Below are 25,317 nucleotides of genomic sequence, written 5' to 3'. Positions count from 1 at the left end.
TTGGGACCCATCGTAAAGAGCGGGTGCTTCAAGAGAGCCTTCAGCGTTGAAAATGGGCCGGCTGCTCTTCAAGCCCCCGCTCTTTCGCGGGAATTGCCATACCATCATCTTATCAAATTAATGCTAACAAGCAGCAATTCGTTAAAGCCGCAAATTATAACGATCAGGCATTTCCCCGGATCATTGCTGTAACACCGGTACGGGACAGCTCCTTGATGCCATAAGGCTTAAGCAGTTCAATCATGGCATCAATCTTCTGCGTATCTCCAACCACCTGCACAAGCAGGCTGGTTGTGCCGATATCCACCACGGAAGCGCGGAAGGTTTCAACAACACCCATAATTTCCGGACGTTCGGCTGGTTCCGCTTTGACCTTAATGAGTGCCAGCTCACGGGCAACCATCGGCTTGGAGCCAAGGTCCACTACCTTGATCACATCGATCAGCTTGTAGAGCTGCTTCTCAATCTGCTCAAGCGTGTGCTGGTCGCCAAGTGTAACGATGACCATCCGGGACAGGCCGGCCTCTTCGGACTGCCCGACGGTGATGCTCTCAATATTGAAGCCACGGCGGCCGAACAGGCCTGACACCCGCTGCAGCACGCCCGGCTGGTCATTCACAAGCACAGCAATCGTATGTCTCATCACTGTCATTCATCCCCCATCAGCATTTGATCGATGGTCGACCCTTGAGTTACCATCGGGTAGACATTCTCGTCCTTAGGAACAACGAATTCTACCAGAACGGGTCCCGGCGTTTCCAGTGCTTCTTTCCACGCAGCGCCTGCTTCTTCCTTGTTCGTTGCCCGAAGTCCTTTTACCCCGTATGCTTCAGCCAGCTTTACGAAATCCGGGCTGCCTGCGAGGTCGGTATAGCTGTAACGCTTATCGTAAATAAGAGTCTGCCACTGCCGGACCATCCCCAGCACTTCGTTGTTGATGACCACGATTTTGACCGGGATATTATGGATCGCGCAGATCGCAAGCTCCTGCGAACACATCTGCATGCCGCCGTCACCATTAATGGAAACAACCAGCCGTTCAGGATGCGCCATTTGCGCTCCGATCGCCGAAGGGAACCCGAAGCCCATCGTTCCAAGTCCTCCGGAAGTAATCCATGAACGGGGATGATTGAACTTGTAATACTGGGCAGCCCACATCTGGTGTTGTCCAACATCGGTTGTAACAATAGCTTCACCTTTGGTGGTGTCATTAATCATCTGAATCACCCACTGCGGTTTGAGCTCTGTCTCGGAATCGTTGTAGCGAAGCGGATAATCCAGCTTCCACTGGGCAATCTGTGTTCTCCAGGCATCAGCATTCGCTGCACGGCTGACCTCAGGAATCAGCAGCTCCAGTACGGTCTTCACATCTCCGACAATCGGAATGTCAGGCGACACGTTTTTGCCGATTTCCGCCGGATCGATGTCGATATGAACGATCTTTGCTTTTGGCGCAAAACCGTCCAACTTACCGGTCACACGGTCATCGAACCGGGCCCCGATGTTGATGAGCAAATCGCATTGCTGAATGGCATTATTCGCTGTATACGTTCCGTGCATGCCGGGCATTCCCATCCACAGCTCTTCCGCACTCGGATAACAGCCCAGTCCCAGCAATGTAGTTGTAATCGGGATTTCTGTCCGCTTCACGAATTCATACATTGCTTCGTGAGCTCCGGAGTAGATCACCCCGCCGCCTGCAAGAATGATCGGACGTTCCGCCTCCGAAATGGCCCGGACCAGCTTATCCAGCTGGAGCTTGTTCGGAACCGTACGCGGGTTATAGCCGCGGAGGTTAACGCCCTGCTGCTTCACTGGACTATACAGTGTCTTGGCAGCCGATACATCCTTCGTAATGTCGATCAGTACAGGACCTTTGCGGCCGGTGTTCGCGATATGGAAAGCTTCATGAATGACGCGCGGAAGTTCTTCAACATCACGAACCAGGTAGCTGTGCTTCGTAATCGGCATCGTAATGCCTGTAATATCCGCTTCCTGGAAAGCGTCGGTTCCAATCAGGCTTGAGAAGACATTGCCGGTGATTACCACAAGCGGAACCGAGTCCATATAAGCGGTCGCGATTCCGGTTACCAGATTGGTTGCTCCCGGACCGGAGGTTGCAATACACACACCCGCTTTGCCGCTTGCTCTGGCATAGCCGTCAGCCGCGTGAATCGCGCCCTGCTCATGGCGTGTAAGGATATGCTTGAAATCCTTGAAGCCATGAAGCGCATCATAGATATACAATACTGCACCGCCCGGATATCCGAAGACAGTGTCAACCCCTTCCATTACAAGACTGCGCAGCAGGACTTCAGAACCCGTAATCACCTCGGGATTCTTCCATTTCTCACGTAACTGCTCTATAGACCGCACTTCAGGTGTTGGCGCGCTCATCAGTATTCCTCCCTTCAAAAGTTAACATTCAATATGGGAATGACAGACCGTCCATTAATTCAACTGTTAAGGTTCCTGGCAACAAAAAAACCTTCCGCCTCCCACGCGCAAAAGACAGCGCGTGAGGGACGAAAGGTTGATCTTCCGTGGTACCACCCATGTTTGCATTGCATCTCACGATGCAACGCCTTATCAGGATACAAAAATCCATCGATGTAGGCAGGGCCCAAATCTTTGTACCTGAAGTCCCTAACGCGGACCAAACGATTCCCCCTAATAATTCCGCCACTCTTGCCGGTGGACCTTTCAGGAAAACAGCTCCGAGGTGAGCTCGTATATAAGGGATTCTGGTGGAGGTTGCAGCAATTCCTCTCACTCTCTGAGCAAAAGAGCCCTTAAAACTTCGTCCTCATCATTGCCGATGACTTTATGTTCGTAAATGTTTAGACACATTATATGATTCCTCACACGGTTAGTCAATACCCTTCTTTTGGGCAATCGTCACAAAATGTTGTTCTTTCCTTGCCGGAACGCCCACACCCCTCAGAGCATATGATATACGACAATGCGTGAAGGGGGCGCTTTATGATTCGCTACCGCAGACCCAAGCAGGATGACGCCGTGATTCTTGACTTGATTGAAAAGCAACTGGTTCCGTTATCACATCTTCCACAGACCGTTATCAACCAGATCAGAAAAGATCTGCCCCGGCGTCTGGGGCAAGGGGTCACCCTTGTAGCTTGTCCGGATTATGAGTGCGATCCGCTGGGATTTGTACACTTTATGCTGCATGGGGATTTACTCTATATTGACATGCTGGCTATAGCCCCTGCCGCGAGACGCAAACGCTGGGGGAATATGCTCATGGACAGAGCAGAGCGCTTTGCACTATCACGCGGTTGTCTAAGGGCTAAGATATCTGTGGACGCCGGCAATGCGCCAGGCATTTCCTTTTATCAAAAATTGGGCTACAGCGTAGCCCGTTATCAACCGCAAAACTTCTGCTATGAGTTCGAAAAACTGTTAGCCAATAGATTCAGAGCTTAAAAGAAGCCAAACGGCGGAACGCCATATCCAGGTCCGTAGCCGCCATAGGGTCCAGGTACTGGGCCTGGCCCATACCCGCCGTAAGGGCCAGGGGCTCCTCCATAACCGTAGCCTCCGCCGTATGCATAAGGAGCCGTACCCACGGCCAGCAAATCAAACAGCACCAGCGGAATCAGTGCTTTGGTTTGCACTTTTTTACCGCTGATCCGTTGTAAAACCAGACGGTTGCCCGACACGCGGAGCAGCTTGCCCGACACGTTGGTGCCATCCTTTTTCACTGCGACAATATTTTTGCCTACCAGCTTCATCACCTGTTTCTTCGTCACCGGCTGTGCCATATTATCCCTCCTAAATATGAAGACTCAATAAAACCCGCTGCAAACTGCGCTAAAGTTTCATCTTCACAACAGTCTATTCGCACGCATAACGCTTCGCCTGTACACCTGTCCCTGTAAGCCTCACTAGCGGCTTCAACAAAAAAACGCATTCCCGGAAAAGACCGGAAATGCGTTATACATGCTTGTTCTAGCAGAGAATAGTACCCTCTAGCGTTTGCTTGGGTCGTAAGGTTCGCCCAATGCCTTGGGAGCCGAAGAACGTCCAACCGCACTCACCAGAACGATAATGGTTAACACATAAGGAATCATGAAGATAAATTCCTGCGGGATGTCTTTGGACCATTCGAACAACTGGACATAGTTGCGGATCGCCTGGGACAGTCCGAAGAATACGGCTGCTCCAAAAGCGCCAAGCGGATTCCATTTCCCGAAGATCATCGCTGCAATAGCGATAAACCCCTGACCGGAAACCGTGTTGTGCGCAAAGGTGCCCGTGGTCGTAAGCGTAATGGTCGCTCCGCCAATACCAGCCAGCAGTCCGCTCAGCATAACTCCGATATACCTCATCCGGTTTACGTTGACACCGAGTGTATCTGCAGCACTTGGATGCTCACCTACAGAACGCAGACGAAGGCCAAACGGAGTTTTGAAGAGCACAAAATAAATCACAATAACCAATATAATCGCAAGATATGTCGTGGGATAGGAATTGAATATTCCCTCACCGATGACCGGAATCTTGGAGAGTCCAGGAATGGCCACTTTATTGAACCCATCCAGCAGCGGCGTTTCGCCGGCTCCCTCAAAGATCAGCTTGACTACATAAAGTGTGCTGCCCGCAGCCAGAAAGTTGATGACCGTACCGCTAATCGTCTGATCCGCCTTGAATGTAATCGACGCCACCGCATGAATGAGCGCGCCAAGCACGCCTACAACCATTGCACACAATACGCCGATCCATGGAGCCCAGTCCCCCATACCGGCATCCTGAGCGTAATATCCGCCTACGGCTGCGGCAAAGGCACCGAACATCATCAAGCCTTCAAGTCCAATATTTACGACACCGGAACGTTCAGAGAAGATGCCACCGAGGGCGGCAAATATCAGCGCTGTGGAAAAAACTAGCGTTGTATTGAGCAATTGGCCTAATATCTCCATCTATAACACCTTCTCTTTCTTGCGCTTGAAGTAGAACGGCTTGAGTACCCAGCGCACAATTCCTTGTGCCGCTATGAAGAAAATAATTGAACCAATAACGATTCGGATGAGCTCAGGAGGAACATCTGCGCCAAAGCTCATTCCCGCTGATCCATAGGTCAGCGTACCATAGAGAATCGCAGCCAAAATCACTCCAAGCGGATGTGTCAAGCCGAGCAAAGCAACAGCAATGCCGTCAAAGCCATAACCCGGGGAGGCCGCAAACACAGATTGATAGTGGAACACGCCAAGCACTTCCCCTGCGCCGGCAAGACCGGCAAAAACACCGCTGATGAACATGGCCTTAATCACATTGCGGCCAACATTCATCCCTGCGTATTCAGCGGCATGCGGGTTCAGGCCGACAGCGCGCATTTCATATCCTTGTTTGGTCTTCCACAGGTACACATAGAAGAACACTGCTGCAGCAAGCGCGATAGCTGTTCCCCAGTGGAGCCGGGCATTATCAAACACGGAATTCAGAAATGTCATTGAGAGCGAAGCCGGAATATCTTCAGAGCGGTTCTGCCCTTGAAGCAGCAGAAAGGATCTGACAATATAGTTAGACAGGAACAGCGCAACCCAGTTGAGCATGATGGTAGTAATAACTTCATTGATTCCACGTTTCGCTTTCAGGTAGCCGGCAATGCCTGCCCAGAGGCCGCCACAGACTCCAGCAATAATAACAGCCAGCGGTACAAGCACGAAGTTCGGCAAGGCCCCGGCAAACTTGATGCCAACCACAGATGCGGCTGTCATGCCAATGAGTACTTGACCGTCAGCGCCAATATTAAACATCCCTGAACGGAATGCAAAGGCTACTGCAAGTCCTGTGAACATCAGCGGTGTCATCTCACGGATAGCCTCACCAAAATCATACGGGCTGCCAAATACGCGTTTGAACAGCGCAGAGTATGCGGCGATAGGATCGTATCCGCCCACCAGCATAACGATAGCTCCCACCAGAAAGCCCATTACAATTGCAACTAGCGGAACGATGTAGCTGTCGGTCGCAAATATTTTTCTGAGTTTAGACATCCGCATGGCCTCCCCGTTTCAAGCTTCCCGCCATCATCAGACCCAGTTCCTGATCGTTGGTATCCTGCGGGAATACTTCACCTACAATCTGGCCTTCGTAAATAACGGCGATTCTGTCGGATACATTCATGATTTCATCGAGTTCAAAAGAAATCAGCAGTACCGCTTTGCCCTGGTCCCGCTGGGCAATCAGCTGCTTCTGCACAAATTCGATTGCGCCGACATCAAGACCGCGCGTAGGCTGGGCCGCAATCAGCAGTGTCGGATTTTTGTCTATTTCCCGCGCAATAATCGCTTTCTGTTGGTTGCCGCCTGACAAGGAGCGCGCTTTGTTCTCAATGGAAGGCGTACGGACATCAAACTGCTTGACCAAATCCTCAGCATGCTGATCAATGATTTCTTTGTTCAAAAATCCGTTCTGGTTGTATGGACTCTTATAATACGTCTCCAGCACCATATTCTCGCTGACTGTAAAGTCCAGTACGAGACCATGCTTGTGACGGTCCTCCGGAATATGGGAAACGTTCATTTCAGAGACTTTCCGCGGGCTTAGGTTGGCAATCTCTTTGCCTGATACCGTGATGGACCCTGAATCAATCTTACGAAGCCCCGTAATCGCCTGAATCAGTTCGCTTTGTCCGTTGCCGTCGACTCCTGCTATACCGAGAATCTCGCCAGCCTTCACCTCAAAGCTGAGGCCATTTAAAACAGCCACACCCTCTTTGCTCTTGCTGCTGACATTTGTCAACTTAAGCACGCTTGAGCCAATATGGGGATTCTGCTTGTCCACCTTGAAGGTTACTCCGCGTCCGACCATTTTTTCGGCCAGTTCGTTGGGATTGGTGCCGGCTGTCTTCACAGTATCAATAACTTTGCCCCGGCGGATGATGGTAACCCGGTCAGAAATCTCCATGATTTCTTTCAGCTTATGTGTAATCAGAATGATGGACTTGCCCTCTGCAACGAGCCGCTTCATAATCGCCATCAGTTCCGTAATTTCCTGTGGCGTTAGCACAGCGGTAGGCTCGTCGAATATTAGTATATCCGCACCGCGGTACAGGGTCTTCATAATCTCTACCCTTTGCTGCATGCCGACCGAAATGTCATGAATTTTGGCATTTGGATTGACTTGAAGGCCATACTGCTCCGATAGCTTGCGAACCTGCTCCGCTGCGGATTTATAGTCGATTTTAAGGCCTTTTTTCGGTTCCATGCCCAGAACAATGTTCTCGGTTACCGTAAAAGGCTCTACAAGCTTGAAATGCTGGTGAACCATTCCAATGCCAAGCTCAATCGCTTTATTGGGGTTATCGATAATAACCGGTTTCCCGCCGATTTCGATGCTGCCCTCATCGGGCTGATACAGTCCGAAGACGATATTCATCAAAGTGGATTTGCCTGCTCCGTTTTCACCAAGCAGTGCATGAATTTCTCCTTTTTCGAGCGTAAGACTGATTGAGTCGTTCGCAACGATACCGGGAAAGCGTTTTGTGATTTGCTTCAACTCTACGACAGGAGCCGCAGCACTCATGGAATCACCCTCATCACAGAATATTATTGCCTTATAGACACGGCTGTACCGCCCCCTGAAGGACGGTACCCCTTTAAACCTATTGCCGGATGCGTGTCTCTAACAAGGAACAAGGCCAGCTCAATAACCGGCCTTGTCCCTTGTTCATTATTGTAATGCAAGAAACGTCAAGTTAGTATTACTCGGCAGGAACTTTGATTGTTCCATCGATGATTTGTTTGGTATATTCGTCCACCTTGGCAAGAATATCAGCGGATACGTTAGCCTTAGAAGTTTCAGGAAGACCTACACCGTTGTCTTTCAGACCCAGTACAGTTGTAGTGCCGCCTTTGAAGGTTCCGTCAACAACCTGCTGGGAAACTTTCTTAACCGCTTCGTCTACACGTTTGATCATGGAAGTCAGGGTTACATCATCGCCAAACTCCAGGGATTGGTCTTTGTCTACACCGATTACCCAAACTTTAGAGCCGCCTGCTTTGTTGCGGGATTTAGCTTCGTTAAATACACCGTTGCCAGTTGCGCCTGCAGCAGGGAAGATGATGTCATTGCCATCATTGTACAGGGTCGCAGCCAGAGATTTACCAATGTCCGGCTTGTCATACGCACCAGCGTATGTGATTTTCACTGTTGCCTTAGGGTTAACAGCTAATACGCCAGCCTTGAAGCCAACTTCAAAACGTTTGATAACCGGGCTTTCCATGCCGCCGATGAAACCTACTTTGTTGGTTTTCGTAGTCAGACCTGCAACCACACCAACCAGGAAGGAACCTTCATTTTCGGAGAAAGTTACGGATTCAACGTTAGGAGCATCTACCACGCTGTCGATGATTGCAAGGTTGGCATTCGGATTCTCAGTAGCAACCTTCTTAATAGCATCGCCAAGGTCAAAACCGATACCCCAAGTCAGGTTGTAGCCGCCTTTAACGAATTGGTTCAGGTTCGGCTCATAGTCTGCATTGGATTTACTTTGCAGATACTTGATTTCAATACCGGTTTCCTTTTCAAGAGCCTGCAGAGCTTCCCAAGCGGATTGGTTAAATGATTTGTCATTTACGCCGCCTACGTCGGTAACCATACCTACTTTAACGTCGGTTTTCGGAGCATCCGTTGGCGCTGCTGTTGCTTCAGCTGGCGCATTGGTTGCTGCTCCGGCGTTTTTGCCTCCTGCGTTGCCGGAGTTGTTGTTATTGTTTCCGCAGCCTGCCAGAATGACAGTGAATGCCAGCAACATAACAAGAGAAAGTTGGTAAAGCTTCTTCATCGAGTGTGATCCCCCTTAAGAAATTGGATGTCTTCTGTGTTCTGCTTGGACATACCATTAAGTCAAATTATAACTGGTAAAAAACCTAAAATCCAGTCCATTAATGACCTCAGGTCAATAATAATTTGCATTTTTCCACAAGAAATCGCTTACCATTACATTGTATGTCAATAAAATGAACAAACTATGTCAGAAAGGCTCGGATTGACTTGATTTACTTCGGTGCATTATATATATTATTGCACAGTTATGAGTTTTCTATTATCATGGATGATTACATATTGTAAAAAAGGGAGTACTGTCTAATGGATGATCAAAACCAACCCCAAGCTGCACCCGTCTTCAAATACTGCCGGGAATCCCGCGTGTTCAAGACAAGCCGTGTATTCCCGAATGATGTCAATAATCATAAGACGCTGTTCGGCGGCAAGCTGATGAGTACGATTGACGAAGTGGCCTCCATCTCTGCAATGCGCCACTGCCGCACAAATGTCGTAACAGCCTCAGCGGACTCTGTTGACTTCCTCCTGCCCATTAGGCCGAGTGATTCCGTGTGTTTTGAATCCTTCGTCTCCTGGACGGGCAGAACCAGCATTGAAGTCTTTGTCAAAATCATCTCGGAAAACCTATATACCGGCGAACGCGCAGTTGCCGCCACTTCCTTTCTCACCTTTGTAGCCGTCCATGAAGACGGCACTCCGGCCCCGGTACCCGCGATCATCGCAGAGACCGACGAAGAGAAGCTCATCAGCGCCTCAGCAGACCAGCGTTCCGAGCTGCGCAAGATCAGAAGAACAAGCAGCAAATTACTGGCATCCCAACTGAGTACAACGAAATACTGGGAGTAATTGCTCACAGCACTTTCAAACGCCCAAAAAAAAGCACCGTCGCACGGGATATCCCGCAGGCGGTGCTTTTCGGTTACTTCTAATGCTTACGCGTTGATCTTCTCTTTGGCTACTACAGCCAGGGAGTTGAATGCATTAAGGTCGTTTACTGCCAGGTCAGCCAGCATCTTGCGGTTCACTTCTACGCCAGCCAGTTTCAGACCGAATACCAGCTTGCTGTAGGAGAGGCCGTTCAAACGGGCTGCAGCGTTGATACGCACGATCCACAGTCTGCGGAAGTTACGCTTAGTCTGACGACGGTCACGGTATGCGTACAGCATCGATTTCATTACCTGCTCGTTGGCAGTTTTGAAAATGCGGTGCTTGGAACCAAAGTAACCTTTTGCCAGTTTCAATACTTTTTTATGTCTACGACGAACTACAAATCCGCCTTTAACTCTTGCCATATTAATAAACCTCCCAAAAATGTGTGATAATACTATTTCAAGTTAGCGAGTCCTTGTTTCAAGCGTCTTACATCCCCAGGGGCCATAACCGGATTGCCGTTCAGAACGCGTTTTGCGCGTTTGGATTTGTGGGAAAGCAAATGATTCTTGTGAGCTTTATAGCGCAGTACTTTGCCGGATCCGGTAATCTTGAAACGGCCTTTCAGACTGCTGTGGGTTTTCATTTTAGGCATGGTGTTTCCTCCTTGAATATTATGCGGCGCCAAATTGCTGTGCAAGTGACTCCAAATTTATTGGGCTTTGGGAGCCAGGATCATAATCATGCTGCGTCCTTCCAGCTTAGGCTGGCGCTCCACAACAGAAATATCTTCCACTTCGCTCTTTACACGTTCCAAAATCTTCTGGCCGATGCTGGCGTGGGTAATCTCACGTCCACGGAAGCGGACAGAGCATTTCACCTTGTCACCTTCGCCCAGAAACTTGATAACGTTGCGGAACTTGGTCTGATAATCATGTTCCTCGATGTTGGCACGGAACCAGACTTCCTTGATATCCACGATCTTCTGGTTCTTGCGTGCTTCCTTCTCTTTCTTCTGTGTTTCATAACGGAACTTGCCGTAATCCATGATGCGGCATACCGGCGGTTTCGCCTGCGGTGCTACGTTGACTAAATCCAGATTAAGATCAATCGCCATCTGCAACGCTTCGCGGATCGGTTTGATACCGATTTGCTCGCCTTCCGCTCCAACCAACCGAACCTCTTTGGCCCGAATTTCATCATTGATCATATGTTCCTTACTGATAATACTCCACCTCCGGATCTACTTGGGAAATCAACTCTGCGGTTCTCCATAAAAAAGGGGTGCCGGTAACTCCCGACACCCCGTTTGATCAACGTTCATGAATTATAACATCCATAAAGCATTGAGATCAAAACCAGCTGGCGTAGGCCAGTCAGGTGAGAAGCCGGTGCTTCTGCTTGCAATCCCTATGTTTTGCATACTTGAATAATATACATCACTCTACAAGCTGTGTCAAGAACTGCAAGTACATTTCTTGAAAAATAACTCTAATTAGGAAACCTGCTTGCTCTGAACTTCCTCAAGCCGTACGACACGCGTATGCTTTGTATGGCTCCACTGCTTGTTGTTCTGCGTAAAGAACGCATAGAACGTAATGGGATACCAGGAAATCAGATAAACCGGGAAGACCAGCAAATACAGGTAGACTTTCTTGAATTTGACCTTCTCCAGCGCCATTGCGAGCAGGAAGGTCAGGATATTGGCCCCGACTGCAAAATAGCTGAGCCACAAAGGCAGCTTGCCATAAATGTTGGCGATATGCGGACCTCCGAACATGGAGTTGTCGACCCACATTACAGCCGTCATCAGGAAGGTCAGCAGCACGATATAGACATTGGCACCGTACAGTGCCAGGTCAAACTTCGTGAGGCTGCGTTCTTTTATACTCTGCCACAGCAAAGGAAAGAAATATCTCCGTGCAACTGTGAAGTGCCCCTGCATCCAGCGCAGACGCTGTCTGGAGGAAGCCTTGAAGGTCAGCGGCTTCTCGTCGAATACCTTCGCGTCATAATTGAATTTGGGATAGACGCCCTTGGATGCGCTCCGCATCGTGAATTCCAAATCCTCTACCAGGCTTGTCGCTCCCCAGCCCATTTCTTTAAGCAGATTGGTTTCGAAACACATGCCCGTTCCGCCAAGGAAGTTCGCCATATTCAGATTATGGCGCGACAGCTGCCAGAGCCGGTTGATGTACCAGTAAGATACACCATAAGCGGCCGTAATCCAGGAATCCTCCGGATTCTTAGTATCGATGTAACCTTGAATAACCTTTGCGCCGGAGCAGAGATCATTGTTCATCTCTGTCAGGAATTCCGTATGAGCGAGGTTGTCGGCATCGAACATTACGACAGCGTCGTACTGCCGCGGCATGGCCCACAGCTCCTTGAGCATCCATTCAATCGCATATCCCTTGCCGCGCAGGTTGGTGTTGGTGCGGATACAGGCATTCATGCCGTGCTCTCTTACAATTTTTGCCGTACCATCCGTACAGTTGTCGCAGATGACAAATACATCGTACAGTTCCCGGGGATAATTAAGCTGCTTCAAATTCTCCATCAGCGCGCCGACGACTTCTTCCTCGTTGTGTGCGGCAACCAGTACAGCAAATGATTTTTGCGGAGCAAACTGTGCCTTGTTCTTTTTCTTGTGCAGTCCAAATAACGAAAATGTAAACTGATAGACTGCAATTGCCGCCAAGATCACTTGGAGCGTAACAAACAATGCGTCTGTCATGACCTTTTGATGCCCCCTTTTCGAATCTTGATGTTCTTTTGTTTTTTTCTCTCTCTGGCATTGCTGACGTTCTTTCTGACCCTTTTGTTGCATTCCTTACAGTAAGACCACTAGATTCCCTTTTGGCTAAGGCAGGCATGCCTGTATATTTATCACGTCAAAAGATGTTGTCCGGATGCCGCAGCTGCGGCTCCCTATTTCTCTGTTACCTTTTAAACGCGTTCCGCCTGCTTGAATCATTGTAAGGTGTAAGTGGCTATGAAGTCAAAACTGGCATTTTTCGAGCTTACCCGAGCTTTTCCTTGAAATGGACTACCTTAAAAAAGTATGATAAAGACAGCTTTATGGCATAGACCGGATTGCTGCAGCTGCGCCTATTATCTTCAGCCGGACTATCGGAGGGACAAGATATGAGACATTTATTCATGAAATTGCATCTCTTGGAGCGGCGCCTGTTCAAGTGGATCAATGGACGATTGCATAACCCATTCCTAAACTTCTGGCTATTCTATTTGACCCATCTGGGCGGGGCCACAAGTGCCATCGGCATTAATCTGCTGATCTGGGCGCTGTCTCCCCAGCCTTTGAGAACTGTAGGGCTGCAGGCCCTCATTGCCTTGGCCATCAGTCATCTGCCTGTTGCCATCGCCAAGAAGCTCTACCCGCGGGTGCGGCCGTATCTGGCGCTGCCGGGCACGAATACGTTCCATAATCCGCTCAAGGACCACTCATTTCCTTCAGGCCATACTACAGCTATCTTCGCTTCTACCGTTCCTTATATGGTGGCCTTTCCTGTCCTTACCGCCATACTGCTGCCGCTGGCCTGCATTGTCGGATTTTCGCGGATCTATCTTGGACTGCATTATCCATCAGACGTTGTTGCAGGTGCGGTTATAGGCTCTGGCGTCGCTGCGGGCACCATTGCCCTGTGGTTCTAACGCCTGCGCTGGAACGGCGAATATCATTCACGGAAACAGGTGGATTATACATTGCGCAAAAAAAGAGTACTATTGCTGTCGGAAGGTTTCGGCGCAGGGCACACGCAAGCAGCTTACGCATTGTCGAGCAGCCTGCGCAAATTGTCGCCTAATCTGCAAACAAAGGTGCTGGAGCTTGGGAGCTTTCTAAATCCCAGATTGGCGCCTCTGATTGTATCGGCATACCGGAAGACGGTGACCTCCCAGCCCAGGCTGATGGGGTATGTGTACCGTCACCAGAAATCATTCAATCGTCTTACCACACTTGCCCTGCACCGCATTTTTTATACACATACGCAAAATATTATGAAGCAGCTGAAACCGGATATTATCGTCTGCACCCACTTCATTCCCAGTGCCGTGGTTTCCCGGCTCAAACGGCTGGACCCGGCCTTCAAGGCCCCGCTGGTCACGGTCATCACTGACTACGATGCACATGCCACCTGGATCAGCCCTGAAGTGGACCGGTATCTGGTCTCCACTCCTGAGGTCAAAACCAAGCTGCGCTACCGCAGCGTCTTTGCAGCCAAAATCCAGGTCACCGGCATGCCGGTCCACCCGAGCTTCTGGGAGCATCCGGGCAAAGCGGATATTCTGAAGCAATTCAGCCTGCAGGTGATGCCGACCGTGCTCGTTATGGGCGGAGGCTGGGGCTTGATGAACGATGAAGTCATCAACGCAGCTTTGGCTGGATGGCGTGATCAGATCCAGATTATTTTTTGCCTGGGCAAAAATGAGAAGCTGCTCCGCGGGATGCAGGAGAATCCGCTCTATAGCCATCCCAACATCTCCCTGATCGGCTTCACGCGTGAAATTGACAAGCTGATGGAAGTCTCCGATCTGCTGGTCACGAAGCCGGGAGGAATGACCTGCAGCGAAGGCCTGGCCAAGGGTATACCCATGCTGTTCTATGACCCGCTGCCCGGCCAGGAAGAAGAGAACTGCCGTTATTTCACGGCCGCAGGACTGGGCGAACCGGTATCTTCACTGAAGGTGGTCGACAGATGGATGGAACGGCTGCTCTACAGCTATGATGAGGTACAGGCCAAACGGCAAAGCCACCTGGATAAAATCGCCCGCTTCCATCCCTTGCAGAGCGCCCAGAGCATTATTGATATGCTGGAATAGCGCCAGGAAGAACACCGAATCCTAAGCAATTATATAGTTTATGAACAAGCAGAAACGGCTTCGCCGTCCTTTTAAGGGAGCCTATGCTTCCGGAGCAGCGATACAGAGTATCGCTTTCAGGTACCGTTTCAGCGAGAAATAGAAGGACAAAGGATATCGTACAGCATATACTTTCTTATATTTGATCAAAACGGCTGCACCCTCCTTCGCTGGACAGTGCAGCCGTTTTTGATTTTAATCTTAGGTTGCCTGATGCCCCTGTAATCCGCTCCCACCATGGCGAAACGATTCTTCCCCATCGTCCAGCCGCCCTGCTTGGATCATAACAAACTCAAGCGGAACCAGGGAAATTAAGTTCCACTTCCCGCTTACCAGCAAGTGATAGTTGGAATTAGGATAACTAATTTGCCCCAGCACCATTTACTCCTTAGCGTCCACTCCATCAATTACAGACGGTACTTGTCCAGGCGGGTGGCCTGGTAGCGCGCCAGTGCTTCCGCACCCACAATGGCTTCGCAGCGGTGAATATTCACTCCGCGGCCGAAAAATTTGGTTTCATATTCAGTCATGACATGCTCCTCGTTCATCACTCCGTCCGGATGCAGATCAAGGGAGATATTCTTCATTTGCAGACCATAGTCAGCAAAAGCATTCAGTGAGAACTCAAACAGGCTGCGCGAGTCTGTCTTCAGATGAATTTCGCCAAGCGGGCTGAGCAGGCCGCGGTATTTGTCGAGAAATCGCGGATGGGTCAGGCGGCGGCGCGCATGTTTGCTTTTGGGCCATGGATCGCTGAAATTCAGGTAAATGCGCTCCAGCTCCCCCGGCGCAAACACTTCCTCTGCATAGTTAATATTGGCGAGCGCCACTCTAAGATTAGGCGGCGTCTCCTGTCCTGCCGGTTCCCAGGCTGCCCGGGCCTTTTCTGCCGCACGGCGGATCAGTTCATCGTACATATCAACGCCGATAAAGTTAATATCGGGATATTTGAAGCTCATCTGGCTGATGAACTGTCCCTTGCCCATGCCGAACTCCACATGAATGGGATGATCGTTGCCGAACAGTTCAGACCACCGCCCCTTCAGGCTGCGTGGATCGAGGATGACCAGATCGGTCTGCTCCTCCAGACTTTCACGTATTCCTTTTCTTCCGCGTAAACGCATAAGGTATTCCTCCGCTTTCTCTAATACGTACACTGTCACTTGCAATATTGTGCCGAACTTGTCCGCAAATGTAAAGGGATTTCACCGAAAAAAAAGGAATTCTCCACCTGGCCTGGTACGGCCGGATGAAGAACTCCCTTTTGTTGTATTTGGAATTGGGGTCCATGGTTTCATGCAATTCTTAGTCTACTTGGCAGAAGACTTAAAATCAAATGTCTTCTCGAAGGCATTGCGGATCTTGCGCTGTGCTTCCGTCTTGATCTTGTGATTGCCGTTAAATTCAACGCCCGTAAGCGCCAGCGCTTCGTCGGGAGTCAGCTGCACATCAATGGAGCCTTTGCCTTCGGCATAAGCCGTTTGAGAATTCATCGTGATCACCTCTTGAATTTATTATGAACCTTGCGACACGAAATTATGAATTCATGATATAAAAATTATGTGGGCTGCAGCGGCTTTTTTACATTTTAAATATAACATAAGGTGTAAGCATTATCAAGATGAAAACGCTATTATTCCGGCCTATTTTCCGCCTCAATTCCAGCGGCCTTCATGTTACGTTCACCGCTGATTTTTGATACAATGGAAAGGTTAAGTAGAAACGGCTTCGCCTTTTTGCAAGGGCGTTTCGTTTCAGCGAGAAATATAAGGATGATTGATGGCGCGGGACAGATAAATCCTTATATTTTAGAGAAAGGAGTACCGCATGTCCAACCTTCTACAGACCTCTTCTCCACTGCTGTGGGGGGATAAACGTTTCCATACCTGGAATTATGAAATGCGTGAGCATATGGACACCAAGGTGTTCAAAGTCATGCTCGATGCCGGCTTTACCTGTCCCAACCGCGACGGCTCCATCGCCAAGGGAGGCTGTACCTTTTGCAGCGCCAGAGGCTCCGGGGATTTCGCCGGCAGCCGCCGCGATGATCTGGTGACCCAGTTCAATAATGTACGGGACAGGCAGCATCTGAAATGGCCGTATGCCAAATATATCGGTTACTTTCAGGCTTATACGAACACGTATGCTCCAGTCGAGGAACTCAGAGAATATTATGAAGTTATTCTGCAGCAGCCGGGCGTAGTCGGCCTGTCTATCGCTACGCGTCCCGACTGCCTCCCTGATGATGTGGTCGAATACCTGGCTGAGCTGAACCAGCGGACCTATCTCTGGATCGAGATGGGCCTGCAAACCATTCATGACTCTACCTCTGAGCTGATTAACCGGGCGCATGATACGCAGTGCTACATTGACGCCGTCCAGAAGCTTCGCCGTCATGGCATCCGTGTCTGCACGCACATTATTCACGGCCTGCCGCAGGAAACTCATGAAATGATGCTGGATACAGTGTCCGCAGTGGCGAACATGGACGTGCAGGGCATCAAAATCCATCTGCTGCACCTGATGCGCAAAACGCCGATGGTGAAGCAATATGAAGCCGGCCTCCTGCGTTTTCTGGAGCAGGACGAATATGTGAAGCTGATCGCCGATTCCCTTGAGCTCCTTCCGCCGGAAATGATTGTGCACCGCCTGACCGGCGATGCCCCGCGCGACCTGCTGATCGGGCCGCTGTGGAGCCTTAAGAAATGGGAAGTGCTGAACGCCATTGATGATGAATTGCTTGCCCGGGATACCTGGCAGGGTAAATACTGGAGGAAGAGCTAATGGGCTTTATGTCGGTCCTTAGCTTTGCTCATAAATTAACGGAGGGCCGCCTCCAGCCGGGCGGCCGGGCGATTGACGCCACCGTGGGCACCGGTGCCGACACGCTGTTCCTCGCCAAGGCGGCCGGGCCGCGCGGCGGGGTGTACGGCTTCGACATCCAGCCTGCGGCGCTGGCTCTGGCCGAGGAGCGCCTGCGGCTGGCCCGGGAGGAAGCGCAGGCGGCGCTGTCTCCCGTAACGCTGCTGCTGCAGAGCCATGCAGCAATGGCGGAAGCCGTTCCGCCGGACTGGCGCGGAACGGTCTCGGCGGTGATGTTCAATCTCGGCTATCTGCCCTCGGGCGATGCCGACAAGACCATCATCACCGAGCCGGCGGGCACGCTGGCCGCGCTGGAGGCCGCGCTCGCGCTGCTGCGGCCGGGCGGCATCATCACGGCCGTCCTCTATCCCGGCCACGAAGGCGGGGACCGGGAAGCCGCCGCCGTGGAAGCCTGGGCGGCAGGCCTTCCGTCCCGCCAGGCGCAAGCGATCGTCTACCGCCAGCTGCAGCGGGCCTCCGCCCCTTACACGCTGGCGGTCGAGAAGAAAAAAGGAGCTGATCTGTAAGTGGCCGTAACCAAGATGGAGCACATTGGCATCAAAGTGAACAATCTGGAGCGTTCGCTGCAATTTTACCAGGAGGTCATCGGGTTAACCTTGCGCAGCATTCTGGGCGAAGCGGGGGACGGGTTGCGCCTGGCTTTTCTAAGCTTTCCCGGACAGGCCAGTGTAGAGGTAGAATTGATTGAACGGGTGTTTGAAGGCCTGCCCCAGGAAGGAAGAGTAAGTCATGCCGCCTTCACGGTAGATGATATTGAGGAAGAGCACAGAAGAATTGCCGCACTCGGCATACCTGCTCTAACCGGGATCTCAACGCTGGCGAACGGCAGCCGCTATTTCTTTTTTGACGGGCCGGATGGAGAGAAGCTGGAATTCTTCGAATCTGCACAAAACAGGTAAGTAAGCACATTATTCTATAATCGGGAAGGAAGATGCAGTGATGACTAAGCCTTATCCTCTAAAATTTCAACCGGAGTTCAAAGAACGTGTATGGGGCGGCCGGGCCCTGGAAAAATTCGGCCTGGAGCTGCCGGAAGGCCACATTGGCGAAGGATGGATGATAGCCGATCATCCCAACGGCACCTCTTCGGTGCTCAATGGCGAGCTTGCCGGACAAGGATTGGATCAGATCCGCGAGCAGTTCGGCCAAGAATGGTTCGGCAGCAAGGGCAGCCCGAAGGACGGCGGCCGGTTCCCGCTGCTGATCAAGCTGCTGGATTGCAACGATAATCTGTCAGTACAGGTGCATCCTACGGATGATTATGCAGGATTGCCAAAGGGAGAACTGGGCAAAACAGAAATGTGGTACGTGCTGGACGCCAAACCGGGCGCCAAAATTATCTACGGTCTTAAAGATGGTGTAACCCGCGAAAGCCTGCGCGAGGCGCTGGAAAGCGGTACGGTCATGGACAGCATGCAGGAAATCACTGTCTCCGCCGGTGACGCCTTCTACATCCCGGCCGGAACGGTTCACGCACTCTGCGCCGGAGTGGTTGTAGCGGAAATTCAGCAGAACTCCGACACTACATACCGGATTTACGACTACGACCGTCCGAATCTGGATGGCAAACCGCGTGAGCTTCATATCGAGGATTCGCTTAACGTAACCGCATATGAAGGTGCAGGCGCAACCTCCATGAAGACAGATGGTGCCGTGGCCGGAGAGTGGCTGCAGATTGCCGCTTCCCCCTACTTTATTGTAGAAAAAGGGGTCGTAAACGGAGAATGGAGCCTCTCCACCACACCGGACAGCTTCACCATTCTCGTGGTCTGCGAAGGCAGCGGGCATCTGACCTGGGAAGGCGGCTCCCAGCCTTATTCGGCTGGAGAATGCTACCTGCTTCCATCCACCCTTGGGGCTTACGGAATCGAAGGCCACTCCACGGTGCTGCGTTCTTATCTGCCATAAGCCAGGCCTGGGTCCGCATATTAATTAACGGGTAAGACTCAAACCCAGGTCCATACCTCCGAAGCGGTTGCAGGAAAATTTTATTGTGTGTCCGCTTTACTGTTACATTATTGCTCAATCTCCAAGAAGTATGGCTCACAGAACCAAGCCTATGCTTCCGAAGTAAGTTTTGTACGCAGCAATCTCCAAGAAGTATGGCTCACAAAACTTTTAGGAGGAACGGTATGAGGGAAAACACTTTTAAGATGACCGATCCGCTGGGGGTCGCCATTCATGTGTATGAATGGCTGCCGGAACCGGAGGCTCCGGTCAGGGGGATTGTCCAGATTGCCCACGGCATGTGTGAAACAGCCGCCCGGTATGCCCGGTTTGCAGCGGCGCTCACAGGAGCAGGCTATGCGGTGTATGCCAATGACCACCGCGGCCACGGGCTAACCGCAGGCCGGGTTGAGCTGCTCGGCGATACCGGCGAGAATGGATTCTACTGGATGCGGCGCAATCTGCTCCAGCTCGCCGGAATCGCCCGCTCCCGGCATGAGGGCCTGCCGATCTTTCTCCTGGCCCACAGCATGGGCTCCTTTCTGGCACAGAAGCTGATGTGTGAGGAGGGCCGGGACATCTATGCCGGATTCATTCTCAGCGGCACTAACGGGCCGCGCACGATGCTCCGGCTCGGAGAATCACTGGCGGGTCTGCAATTCAGGCTGCAGGGGATGCGCCACCGCAGTGTTCTGCTGAATGGGATTGTGTTTGGTCCATATAACCGGTCCTTCACGCCGGTGAGGACCGCTTTTGACTGGCTGAGCAGTGATACGCAGGAGGTGGACCGCTTCATCGCTGATCCATTCTGCGGAGCGATTTGCACCACCCGGTTCTTCCGCGATTTCTTCCGGCTGCTGCGGGATATCCATTCCCGCGAAACACTGGTTACCCTGTGCAAGGATAAACCTGTATACTTATTCGCTGGAGCCAAAGACCCGGTCGGTATGAACGGTCAAGGCGTGCTGCGACTGGCAGAAATCTACCGGGAGCATGGAATTTCAGATGTGGAATACAGGCTGTATCCGGAAGGCAGGCACGAAATGCTCAACGAGGTCAACCGGGATGAGGTGACTGCGGATGTGCTGGACTGGCTCGTCCGGCATCTTCCGGCGGAATCCCTGATGCTTCAGCCGGTTGCTCCTTAGCTATCAGGTAAAAACGTATAAAAGACAGGCTCTCCGTCCGTTACGGAAAGCCTGTCTTTGTATTTTTCCGCTATAAATCTACTAATGCTCCATTTTTTAACATACTAAATGTGATATGATTCTCTTGTACAACAATGTTCATGAGCAGCAGGCGCACTCCCTGGGGGAGGTGGAGGTAATGGACGTTAAAGATGCTATTACCCTAATGTTCATGTTCGGTATGTTCATATTGGCACTGCTCGGCTACATTAAAAAGAAATAGACCGCCCCTGTAAGGTAACGGTCTACTCCAACCAAATAAAACGGGACGACCGGCTGCTCTTCAGCAGTGGTTGTACAACGGGGCTGTGCTGGTGACACAGCTCCTTTTTTATTGTATTATAGCACAAGCCATTTTATTACATAAATTCCGAGGCTGAACGAACCTCTACCATTGGCTCTCCTAATCCATATTGAAGCACTTTCTGCGGCCCCTTGTGCCCGCTGCGGCGGAGCCCTTTATCAAGAAAGCCTGCTCTGGAGTAGAGGCTTGCGGCAGCAATATTCCGCTCGTTGACAGCAAGTACAATTTCGCGGATCAATGGAAAATGAGTTCTGATGAAGTCCGGCAGCAGCACCAGCGCAGCTTTGGCTATTCCCTGGCCTTGGCTGGCATAGTTAATCAGGAACGCACGCAGCAGTATGGCCCCGGTTGTATTCGGGTAAAAGTCCGCAATCCCCTCTCCACGGTGAAGAATAAAAAAGCCCACAGCCTGTTCCTTCCGGGCAATGACGACAGCCGATTTATCGGGGTTGGCTAAAGCTTCAGACAAGGTCTCTTCCGGCAAACCGGTGAACTCCGCCTGCTCCGGCGGCAGCTCAAAGGCAAGCAGGTCTTCCTTGTACTTTTCTTCATATAAACACAAAGAAACAGCAGTGTTCATTCTCTCTCCCCTTCCCTGCCCAAGCGGGCCTGCCTACAAAGGCAGCGCGTAATATTGCGCCCGCTGGCTCTCGTCCTGCTGGTACATGACGACCAGCAGGGTGCTTCCACCGGCATCCGGCAGAGCTTCCGCCAGAGCGGTGGAACTCTTGTCCGCTGCCGCAAGCGGCATCTCAGCTAACGCTGCCGTATTCGCAGCCCCCATCTTAGCCGCAGCAGCTCCCGCACCTGCCTCCATGCCGCCTGCCGGACTGAAGTTGTCCGGCATACCGTCAGCATGTCCGGCCCCTTCAGCAACAGCCACGGCTTCCGGGTCAAAGCGCAGTCCGCTGATCGAGTCCAGCACGGCTTCCAGACGGAACGGCAGCACTTCGAGTACAGTGAACTTTTGCAGCTCCCGCTCGCTGAAACCCGCATCTGCCAGCCTGGCAGAGAGACGCTCCGGATGACCGGCGATCTTCTGCATATAATGGGACCACTCCGATTTGTCCAGCGTAATATCCCACCAGATTTTACGCGGCTTATATTTGTGGCCCAGGAAATAATCCAGCTTCATCAGTCCCGTGATGATGGGCATGGAATCCGTTCTGCGGTCCGTCAGAAAGGCATGGAGCCGGGTGAACAGATCTTCCAGCTGATGGCCGATCTTCTGCCAGCCCCGCGCCTCCCAGTAATCGCCGAACTCCTGGAAGAAATCGAACGGCGATTTGAACACATGGCGGATCAGGTATTTCACCGAGTGATCCAGCCTGTGGCTGTTCCAATACTTCTCCAGCACATCCTCCAGCCGCTTGAGGCGGATAATGTCGGAGAACGGCATCACATGGCTGCTCAGAATCTCATATGGCGCGTGCTCCATATACGTATAGTTGTATTTGGCCGCCTGGGCCCGCAGCCCGGTGCCGCGCAGCATTTTGAGGAACCCGAGCTGAAGCTCTTCCGGCTCCATGGCAAATACATCATTGAAGGTTTTGCGGAAGGTGGCATAATCCTCCTGCGGCAGCCCGGCAATCAAATCAAGATGCTGATCGATGTTGCCGCTGGCTTTGATTTTCATGACGGTGCGGGACAGCTTGGTGAAGTTCTGGCGGCGTTTGACCAGCTCATTCGTCTCATCATTGGTGGACTGCACGCCTATTTCGAAGCGGAAAATGCCCGGAGGTGCGTTCTCAGCGAGGAAATCCAGCACCTCGGGACGCATAATATCCGCTGTAATCTCGAACTGGAACACACAGCCCTGATGGTTGTCGATCAGGAACTGGAACATTTCCATCGCGTAATTGCGGTTGATATTGAAGGTGCGGTCGAGAAATTTGATGACTTTGGCACCATTCTCAATCAGATAGAGCAGATCCGACTTCACCCGTTCAATATCATAGTACCGCACACCCACCTCAATACTGGACAGGCAGAACTGGCAGTTGAACGGACAACCCCGGCTGGTCTCAAAATAGACAATCCGCTTGCCGAGATCCGGCAGATCATCCGGGAACCGGTGCGGGGACGGCAGGGTGTTCAGATCGCTTTTGGGACGCGGCGGATTGACGATCAGCTCTTCGCCTTTGCGGTACGCAGCTCCATAGACAAAATGAAACTTGCGGTCATCCCGCAGCTCCTGGAGCAGATGGTGGAAGGTCTCTTCCCCGTCGCCGTTCACGACAAAATCAATCCCGGCCTCCCGCTGCATCCAGTAAAGCGGCTCATACGATACTTCCGGCCCGCCCAGCACAACCGTAACCTCAGGCATCACTTGCTTGAGAATCCCGATCACCTTGACGGTCTCTTCAATATTCCAGATATAACAGGAAAACCCGATCACATCCGGTTTCTTCTGGAAGAGGTCGGACACGATATTCATCACGGGATCTTTGATGGTATATTCCGCCAAATGGATATCCTTGAACTCATGCTCACTGTACGCCTTCAGAAGGCGGATGGCCAGCGAGGTATGAATATATTTGGCATTTAATGTAGCCAGGATGATTTTCATGCCTGATAACCCTCTTTACATTTCATTTTGAAAAAATTCCAGGAACGGCTTGCCGTATTTGCGGTATTTCACTTCACCGACCCCTTTGACTCTCAGCATTTCCGCTTCAGTCTGCGGGCAAACCACGCTCATCTCGCGCAGGGTCGCATCATTGAAAATAATGTAGGACGGCACATGCTCGCGCCCCGCCAGCTCGCGGCGGATCAGGCGCAGCTGCTCGAACACCGTCTCATTCACCGCCGACGGCGACAGATCGCGCACGCGGCTGCGGTCACGCCCGCCGGAGCTGCCTCCGGTGCTGCGCACCCGGGCCACCCGCTGCAGGACCTGCCGCTGGCCCCGCAGCACTTCGGCAGCCAGCGGCTGCAGCCGCACCACGGGATACTGGCCTTCCGACAAGGCCAGATATCCTTCCGAGATCAGCACATTGATGCTCTCGGTAATCTCCTTCTCGGTGCGGCTGGACATCGCCCCGTGGGTAGGCAGATTCTCGAAGCCGTACTGCAGCACCTTCTGGTTGCGCGAGCCTTTCAGGACAGAGGATACCAGCGCGACGCCATAGCGTTCACGCATACGGTGGATGCAGGAGAATATCTTCTGGGCATCCACTGTCATATCCACCAGCTCGCGTTCATCTGTACACGAGCTGCAGATCCCGCAGGGCTTGTCCCCGTGCTCCTCGCCGAAATAATCCAGCTGGGCGCTGCGCAGACAGCGGGTCGTATAGCAGTAGTCGATCATCTGCTGAAGCTTGCGGTATTCATTGGCCTTGCGGTCCGTGTCCTGCGGATTCTGCTCGATCAGGAACTTCTGCGTCATAATATCCTGCGCGCTGAAGAGCAGGATACACTGGCTGGGCTCTCCGTCCCGCCCGGCACGGCCCGCTTCCTGTACGTAGGCTTCCATATTTTTGGGCATATTGTAATGAATAACGTAACGGACATTCGACTTGTCGATCCCCATCCCAAAAGCGTTAGTGGCAACCATGACGCGGATATCGTCATAGAGAAAACCTTCCTGACTCTCCGCACGCTCCTGGTCGCTCATCCCCGCATGGTAACGTCCGGCTGCGATGCCGGAAGCCTGCAGCCGCTGGTACAGATCATCCACCTCTTTGCGGGTGGCCGCATAGACAATGCCCGGCTGATGGGAGTGCTGGTTCGTATAATCCAGCACGAACTCGCGTTTGTTCTCCCCGCGCAGCACCGACATAGCCAGATTATCACGGCCCAGTCCGGTCATGAATACTCCCGGCTGGCGAAGCCGCAGCAGCCGGACCATATCCTCCATAACCTCGGGCGTAGCTGTTGCGGTAAAGGCAGCAAGAATCGGCCGTTCCGGCAGCTCGTCCACAAAAGGGGAGACCGCCAGATAGCTGGTCCGGAAATCATGCCCCCACTGGGAGACACAGTGGGCTTCATCCACCGCGACACAGGAGATGGACAGGCCGGCCATTTCCAGGCGGAACCAGTCCAGCTCCAGCCGCTCGGGGGCCACATAGAGCAGCTTCAGTTCTCCCCGGCGCGCAGCGCGGATGCGTTCATTTACTTCTTTGCCGCTCAGTGTGCTGTTGATATATGCAGCCGGAATTCCCGCCGTAGTCAGCGCGTCCACCTGATCCTTCATCAGTGAAATCAGCGGGGAAATGACCAGCGTAAGCCCCGGCAGCAGCAATGCGGGAACCTGATAGCATATGGATTTCCCGCCGCCCGTCGGCATAATCCCGAGCGTATCGCGGCCCTCCAGCAAATTCATGACAATTTTTTTCTGGCCCTCCCGGAAGTCGGGATAGCCATAATATTTTTGCAGTTCAGCCTGCGCCTGTTCCATGGTAGGTGCTTGCATCTTCATCTCTATCATAACTC

The 25,317-nt window shown here is 51.9% G+C and carries 26 protein-coding genes; 10 read left to right on the top strand and 16 right to left on the bottom strand.

The genetic code is table 11. The annotated features are described in order from the left end of the window. Positions 1–163: 163 nt before the first annotated feature. Entirely contained in the window at positions 164–652 is a 489-nt protein-coding gene (gene ilvN, locus BLQ82_RS10160; RefSeq protein ID WP_020427386.1) for an acetolactate synthase small subunit, read from the bottom strand. Then, a complete protein-coding gene (ilvB, locus tag BLQ82_RS10155; protein ID WP_062523930.1) occupies positions 649–2,397 on the bottom strand; it encodes a biosynthetic-type acetolactate synthase large subunit in 1,749 nt (582 codons plus the stop codon). Before ilvB ends, ilvN begins: the two co-directional genes overlap by 4 nt. A gap of 585 nt (positions 2,398–2,982) precedes the next feature. Between ilvB and BLQ82_RS10145 the strand changes: the two genes are divergently transcribed. After that, positions 2,983–3,444 (top strand): GNAT family N-acetyltransferase, encoded by a 462-nt coding sequence (locus tag BLQ82_RS10145; RefSeq protein ID WP_062523928.1) that lies wholly within the window; start codon positions 2,983–2,985, stop codon positions 3,442–3,444. Here BLQ82_RS10145 and BLQ82_RS10140 read toward each other — a convergent pair. The 5 genes from BLQ82_RS10140 to BLQ82_RS10120 all read right to left on the bottom strand — a co-directional run bounded on the left by BLQ82_RS10140 (position 3,441) and on the right by BLQ82_RS10120 (position 8,809). Then, positions 3,441–3,782, bottom strand: coding sequence for a hypothetical protein (locus BLQ82_RS10140; protein WP_062523927.1), 342 nt, complete (start codon positions 3,780–3,782; stop codon positions 3,441–3,443). The two genes, BLQ82_RS10145 and BLQ82_RS10140, sit on opposite strands and share 4 nt — an antisense overlap. A gap of 207 nt (positions 3,783–3,989) precedes the next feature. Next, on the bottom strand, positions 3,990–4,940 hold the full coding sequence (locus BLQ82_RS10135; protein ID WP_020427382.1) for an ABC transporter permease: 951 nt from the start codon (positions 4,938–4,940) through the stop codon (positions 3,990–3,992). Next, positions 4,941–6,017, bottom strand: coding sequence for an ABC transporter permease (locus tag BLQ82_RS10130; RefSeq protein ID WP_062523926.1), 1,077 nt, complete (start codon positions 6,015–6,017; stop codon positions 4,941–4,943). Continuing rightward, positions 6,010–7,548, bottom strand: coding sequence for an ABC transporter ATP-binding protein (locus tag BLQ82_RS10125; RefSeq protein WP_062523925.1), 1,539 nt, complete (start codon positions 7,546–7,548; stop codon positions 6,010–6,012). Before BLQ82_RS10125 ends, BLQ82_RS10130 begins: the two co-directional genes overlap by 8 nt. 178 nt (positions 7,549–7,726) lie before the next feature. Then, positions 7,727–8,809, bottom strand: a complete 1,083-nt coding sequence (locus BLQ82_RS10120; RefSeq protein ID WP_062523924.1) for a BMP family lipoprotein — start codon at positions 8,807–8,809, stop codon at positions 7,727–7,729. Between the two features lie 305 nt (positions 8,810–9,114). Between BLQ82_RS10120 and BLQ82_RS10115 the strand changes: the two genes are divergently transcribed. Next, positions 9,115–9,657, top strand: a complete 543-nt coding sequence (locus BLQ82_RS10115) for an acyl-CoA thioesterase (RefSeq protein WP_062523923.1) — start codon at positions 9,115–9,117, stop codon at positions 9,655–9,657. An 86-nt stretch (positions 9,658–9,743) separates the two neighbouring features. On the opposite strand, the gene rplT is transcribed toward BLQ82_RS10115, so the two are convergent. From rplT to BLQ82_RS10095, 4 genes are all read right to left on the bottom strand, one after another. Continuing rightward, positions 9,744–10,103, bottom strand: coding sequence for a 50S ribosomal protein L20 (gene rplT, locus BLQ82_RS10110; RefSeq protein ID WP_025703419.1), 360 nt, complete (start codon positions 10,101–10,103; stop codon positions 9,744–9,746). 32 nt (positions 10,104–10,135) lie between these two features. Then, positions 10,136–10,336, bottom strand: a complete 201-nt coding sequence (gene rpmI / locus BLQ82_RS10105; RefSeq protein ID WP_019912828.1) for a 50S ribosomal protein L35 — start codon at positions 10,334–10,336, stop codon at positions 10,136–10,138. Positions 10,337–10,393: 57 nt separating this feature from the next. Continuing rightward, positions 10,394–10,891 (bottom strand): translation initiation factor IF-3, encoded by a 498-nt coding sequence (gene infC / locus BLQ82_RS10100; protein WP_020427376.1) that lies wholly within the window; start codon positions 10,889–10,891, stop codon positions 10,394–10,396. Positions 10,892–11,176: 285 nt separating this feature from the next. Next, positions 11,177–12,418 carry a glycosyltransferase family 2 protein gene (locus BLQ82_RS10095; protein WP_062523922.1) on the bottom strand — a complete coding sequence of 414 codons (1,242 nt, stop codon included), beginning with the start codon at positions 12,416–12,418 and terminating at the stop codon, positions 11,177–11,179. A 410-nt stretch (positions 12,419–12,828) separates the two neighbouring features. Here BLQ82_RS10095 and BLQ82_RS10090 point away from each other — a divergent pair, with 410 nt between their 5' ends. Both BLQ82_RS10090 and BLQ82_RS10085 read left to right on the top strand, forming a co-directional pair. Continuing rightward, positions 12,829–13,356 (top strand): phosphatase PAP2 family protein, encoded by a 528-nt coding sequence (locus BLQ82_RS10090; protein WP_039839823.1) that lies wholly within the window; start codon positions 12,829–12,831, stop codon positions 13,354–13,356. A 51-nt stretch (positions 13,357–13,407) separates the two neighbouring features. Further along, complete coding sequence (locus BLQ82_RS10085) at positions 13,408–14,523, top strand: MGDG synthase family glycosyltransferase (protein WP_062523921.1); 1,116 nt, start codon at positions 13,408–13,410, stop codon at positions 14,521–14,523. Positions 14,524–14,969: 446 nt separating this feature from the next. On the opposite strand, the gene trmB is transcribed toward BLQ82_RS10085, so the two are convergent. Continuing rightward, on the bottom strand, positions 14,970–15,686 hold the full coding sequence (gene trmB, locus BLQ82_RS10080) for a tRNA (guanosine(46)-N7)-methyltransferase TrmB (RefSeq protein ID WP_062523919.1): 717 nt from the start codon (positions 15,684–15,686) through the stop codon (positions 14,970–14,972). Between the two features lie 186 nt (positions 15,687–15,872). After that, complete coding sequence (locus tag BLQ82_RS10075; RefSeq protein ID WP_025703415.1) at positions 15,873–16,055, bottom strand: hypothetical protein; 183 nt, start codon at positions 16,053–16,055, stop codon at positions 15,873–15,875. 334 nt (positions 16,056–16,389) lie between these two features. On the opposite strand from BLQ82_RS10075, the gene mnmL reads away from it, so the two are divergent. From mnmL to BLQ82_RS33180, 6 genes are all read left to right on the top strand, one after another. Further along, positions 16,390–17,346, top strand: a complete 957-nt coding sequence (gene mnmL / locus BLQ82_RS10070; protein ID WP_062523918.1) for a tRNA modification radical SAM protein MnmL/YtqA — start codon at positions 16,390–16,392, stop codon at positions 17,344–17,346. After that, positions 17,346–17,951: a tRNA 5-(aminomethyl)-2-thiouridylate-methyltransferase MnmM gene (gene mnmM, locus BLQ82_RS10065; protein ID WP_062523917.1), complete on the top strand. Its 606-nt coding sequence runs from the start codon at positions 17,346–17,348 to the stop codon at positions 17,949–17,951. Before mnmL ends, mnmM begins: the two co-directional genes overlap by 1 nt. Beyond that, a complete protein-coding gene (locus tag BLQ82_RS10060; protein ID WP_062523916.1) occupies positions 17,952–18,344 on the top strand; it encodes a VOC family protein in 393 nt (130 codons plus the stop codon). 40 nt (positions 18,345–18,384) lie between these two features. Beyond that, the gene (locus tag BLQ82_RS10055) at positions 18,385–19,353 is read left to right on the top strand and encodes a type I phosphomannose isomerase catalytic subunit (protein ID WP_062523915.1); all 969 of its coding nucleotides are present in this window, start codon (positions 18,385–18,387) and stop codon (positions 19,351–19,353) included. 224 nt (positions 19,354–19,577) lie between these two features. Then, the gene (locus BLQ82_RS10050; RefSeq protein WP_062523914.1) at positions 19,578–20,540 is read left to right on the top strand and encodes an alpha/beta fold hydrolase; all 963 of its coding nucleotides are present in this window, start codon (positions 19,578–19,580) and stop codon (positions 20,538–20,540) included. A gap of 115 nt (positions 20,541–20,655) precedes the next feature. Beyond that, on the top strand, positions 20,656–20,802 hold the full coding sequence (locus tag BLQ82_RS33180; RefSeq protein ID WP_425281114.1) for a putative holin-like toxin: 147 nt from the start codon (positions 20,656–20,658) through the stop codon (positions 20,800–20,802). A 136-nt stretch (positions 20,803–20,938) separates the two neighbouring features. Here BLQ82_RS33180 and BLQ82_RS10045 read toward each other — a convergent pair whose 3' ends face one another. From BLQ82_RS10045 to recQ, 3 genes are read right to left on the bottom strand one after another with little or no spacing between them, the layout of a single operon-like run. After that, the gene (locus BLQ82_RS10045) at positions 20,939–21,463 is read right to left on the bottom strand and encodes a GNAT family N-acetyltransferase (RefSeq protein ID WP_062523913.1); all 525 of its coding nucleotides are present in this window, start codon (positions 21,461–21,463) and stop codon (positions 20,939–20,941) included. Positions 21,464–21,496: 33 nt separating this feature from the next. After that, positions 21,497–23,452: a B12-binding domain-containing radical SAM protein gene (locus tag BLQ82_RS10040; RefSeq protein WP_062523912.1), complete on the bottom strand. Its 1,956-nt coding sequence runs from the start codon at positions 23,450–23,452 to the stop codon at positions 21,497–21,499. A gap of 15 nt (positions 23,453–23,467) precedes the next feature. Next, positions 23,468–25,303 (bottom strand): DNA helicase RecQ, encoded by a 1,836-nt coding sequence (gene recQ / locus BLQ82_RS10035; RefSeq protein WP_062523911.1) that lies wholly within the window; start codon positions 25,301–25,303, stop codon positions 23,468–23,470. Positions 25,304–25,317: the final 14 nt, after the last annotated feature.

Source organism: Paenibacillus jilunlii (assembly GCF_900102965.1).
In the GTDB taxonomy this organism is placed as follows: Bacteria; Bacillota; Bacilli; order Paenibacillales; family Paenibacillaceae; genus Paenibacillus_AQ; species Paenibacillus_AQ jilunlii.
This window is presented reverse-complemented; position numbering and strand designations above follow the sequence as displayed.

Excerpts from the sequence above, each read along its gene's own strand:
- ilvN (WP_020427386.1), bottom strand. The coding sequence starts at position 652 with ATGACAGTGATGAGACATACGATTGCTGTGCTTGTGAATGACCAGCCG.
- ilvB (WP_062523930.1), bottom strand. The coding sequence starts at position 2,397 with ATGAGCGCGCCAACACCTGAAGTGCGGTCTATAGAGCAGTTACGTGAG.
- BLQ82_RS10145 (WP_062523928.1), top strand. The coding sequence starts at position 2,983 with ATGATTCGCTACCGCAGACCCAAGCAGGATGACGCCGTGATTCTTGAC.
- BLQ82_RS10140 (WP_062523927.1), bottom strand. The coding sequence starts at position 3,782 with ATGGCACAGCCGGTGACGAAGAAACAGGTGATGAAGCTGGTAGGCAAA.
- BLQ82_RS10135 (WP_020427382.1), bottom strand. The coding sequence starts at position 4,940 with ATGGAGATATTAGGCCAATTGCTCAATACAACGCTAGTTTTTTCCACA.
- BLQ82_RS10130 (WP_062523926.1), bottom strand. The coding sequence starts at position 6,017 with ATGTCTAAACTCAGAAAAATATTTGCGACCGACAGCTACATCGTTCCG.
- BLQ82_RS10125 (WP_062523925.1), bottom strand. The coding sequence starts at position 7,548 with ATGAGTGCTGCGGCTCCTGTCGTAGAGTTGAAGCAAATCACAAAACGC.
- BLQ82_RS10120 (WP_062523924.1), bottom strand. The coding sequence starts at position 8,809 with ATGAAGAAGCTTTACCAACTTTCTCTTGTTATGTTGCTGGCATTCACT.
- BLQ82_RS10115 (WP_062523923.1), top strand. The coding sequence starts at position 9,115 with ATGGATGATCAAAACCAACCCCAAGCTGCACCCGTCTTCAAATACTGC.
- rplT (WP_025703419.1), bottom strand. The coding sequence starts at position 10,103 with ATGGCAAGAGTTAAAGGCGGATTTGTAGTTCGTCGTAGACATAAAAAA.
- rpmI (WP_019912828.1), bottom strand. The coding sequence starts at position 10,336 with ATGCCTAAAATGAAAACCCACAGCAGTCTGAAAGGCCGTTTCAAGATT.
- infC (WP_020427376.1), bottom strand. The coding sequence starts at position 10,891 with ATGATCAATGATGAAATTCGGGCCAAAGAGGTTCGGTTGGTTGGAGCG.
- BLQ82_RS10095 (WP_062523922.1), bottom strand. The coding sequence starts at position 12,418 with ATGACAGACGCATTGTTTGTTACGCTCCAAGTGATCTTGGCGGCAATT.
- BLQ82_RS10090 (WP_039839823.1), top strand. The coding sequence starts at position 12,829 with ATGAGACATTTATTCATGAAATTGCATCTCTTGGAGCGGCGCCTGTTC.
- trmB (WP_062523919.1), bottom strand. The coding sequence starts at position 15,686 with ATGCGTTTACGCGGAAGAAAAGGAATACGTGAAAGTCTGGAGGAGCAG.
- BLQ82_RS10075 (WP_025703415.1), bottom strand. The coding sequence starts at position 16,055 with ATGAATTCTCAAACGGCTTATGCCGAAGGCAAAGGCTCCATTGATGTG.
- mnmL (WP_062523918.1), top strand. The coding sequence starts at position 16,390 with ATGTCCAACCTTCTACAGACCTCTTCTCCACTGCTGTGGGGGGATAAA.
- mnmM (WP_062523917.1), top strand. The coding sequence starts at position 17,346 with ATGGGCTTTATGTCGGTCCTTAGCTTTGCTCATAAATTAACGGAGGGC.
- BLQ82_RS10055 (WP_062523915.1), top strand. The coding sequence starts at position 18,385 with ATGACTAAGCCTTATCCTCTAAAATTTCAACCGGAGTTCAAAGAACGT.
- BLQ82_RS10050 (WP_062523914.1), top strand. The coding sequence starts at position 19,578 with ATGAGGGAAAACACTTTTAAGATGACCGATCCGCTGGGGGTCGCCATT.
- BLQ82_RS33180 (WP_425281114.1), top strand. The coding sequence starts at position 20,656 with ATGATTCTCTTGTACAACAATGTTCATGAGCAGCAGGCGCACTCCCTG.
- BLQ82_RS10045 (WP_062523913.1), bottom strand. The coding sequence starts at position 21,463 with ATGAACACTGCTGTTTCTTTGTGTTTATATGAAGAAAAGTACAAGGAA.
- BLQ82_RS10040 (WP_062523912.1), bottom strand. The coding sequence starts at position 23,452 with ATGAAAATCATCCTGGCTACATTAAATGCCAAATATATTCATACCTCG.
- recQ (WP_062523911.1), bottom strand. The coding sequence starts at position 25,303 with ATGAAGATGCAAGCACCTACCATGGAACAGGCGCAGGCTGAACTGCAA.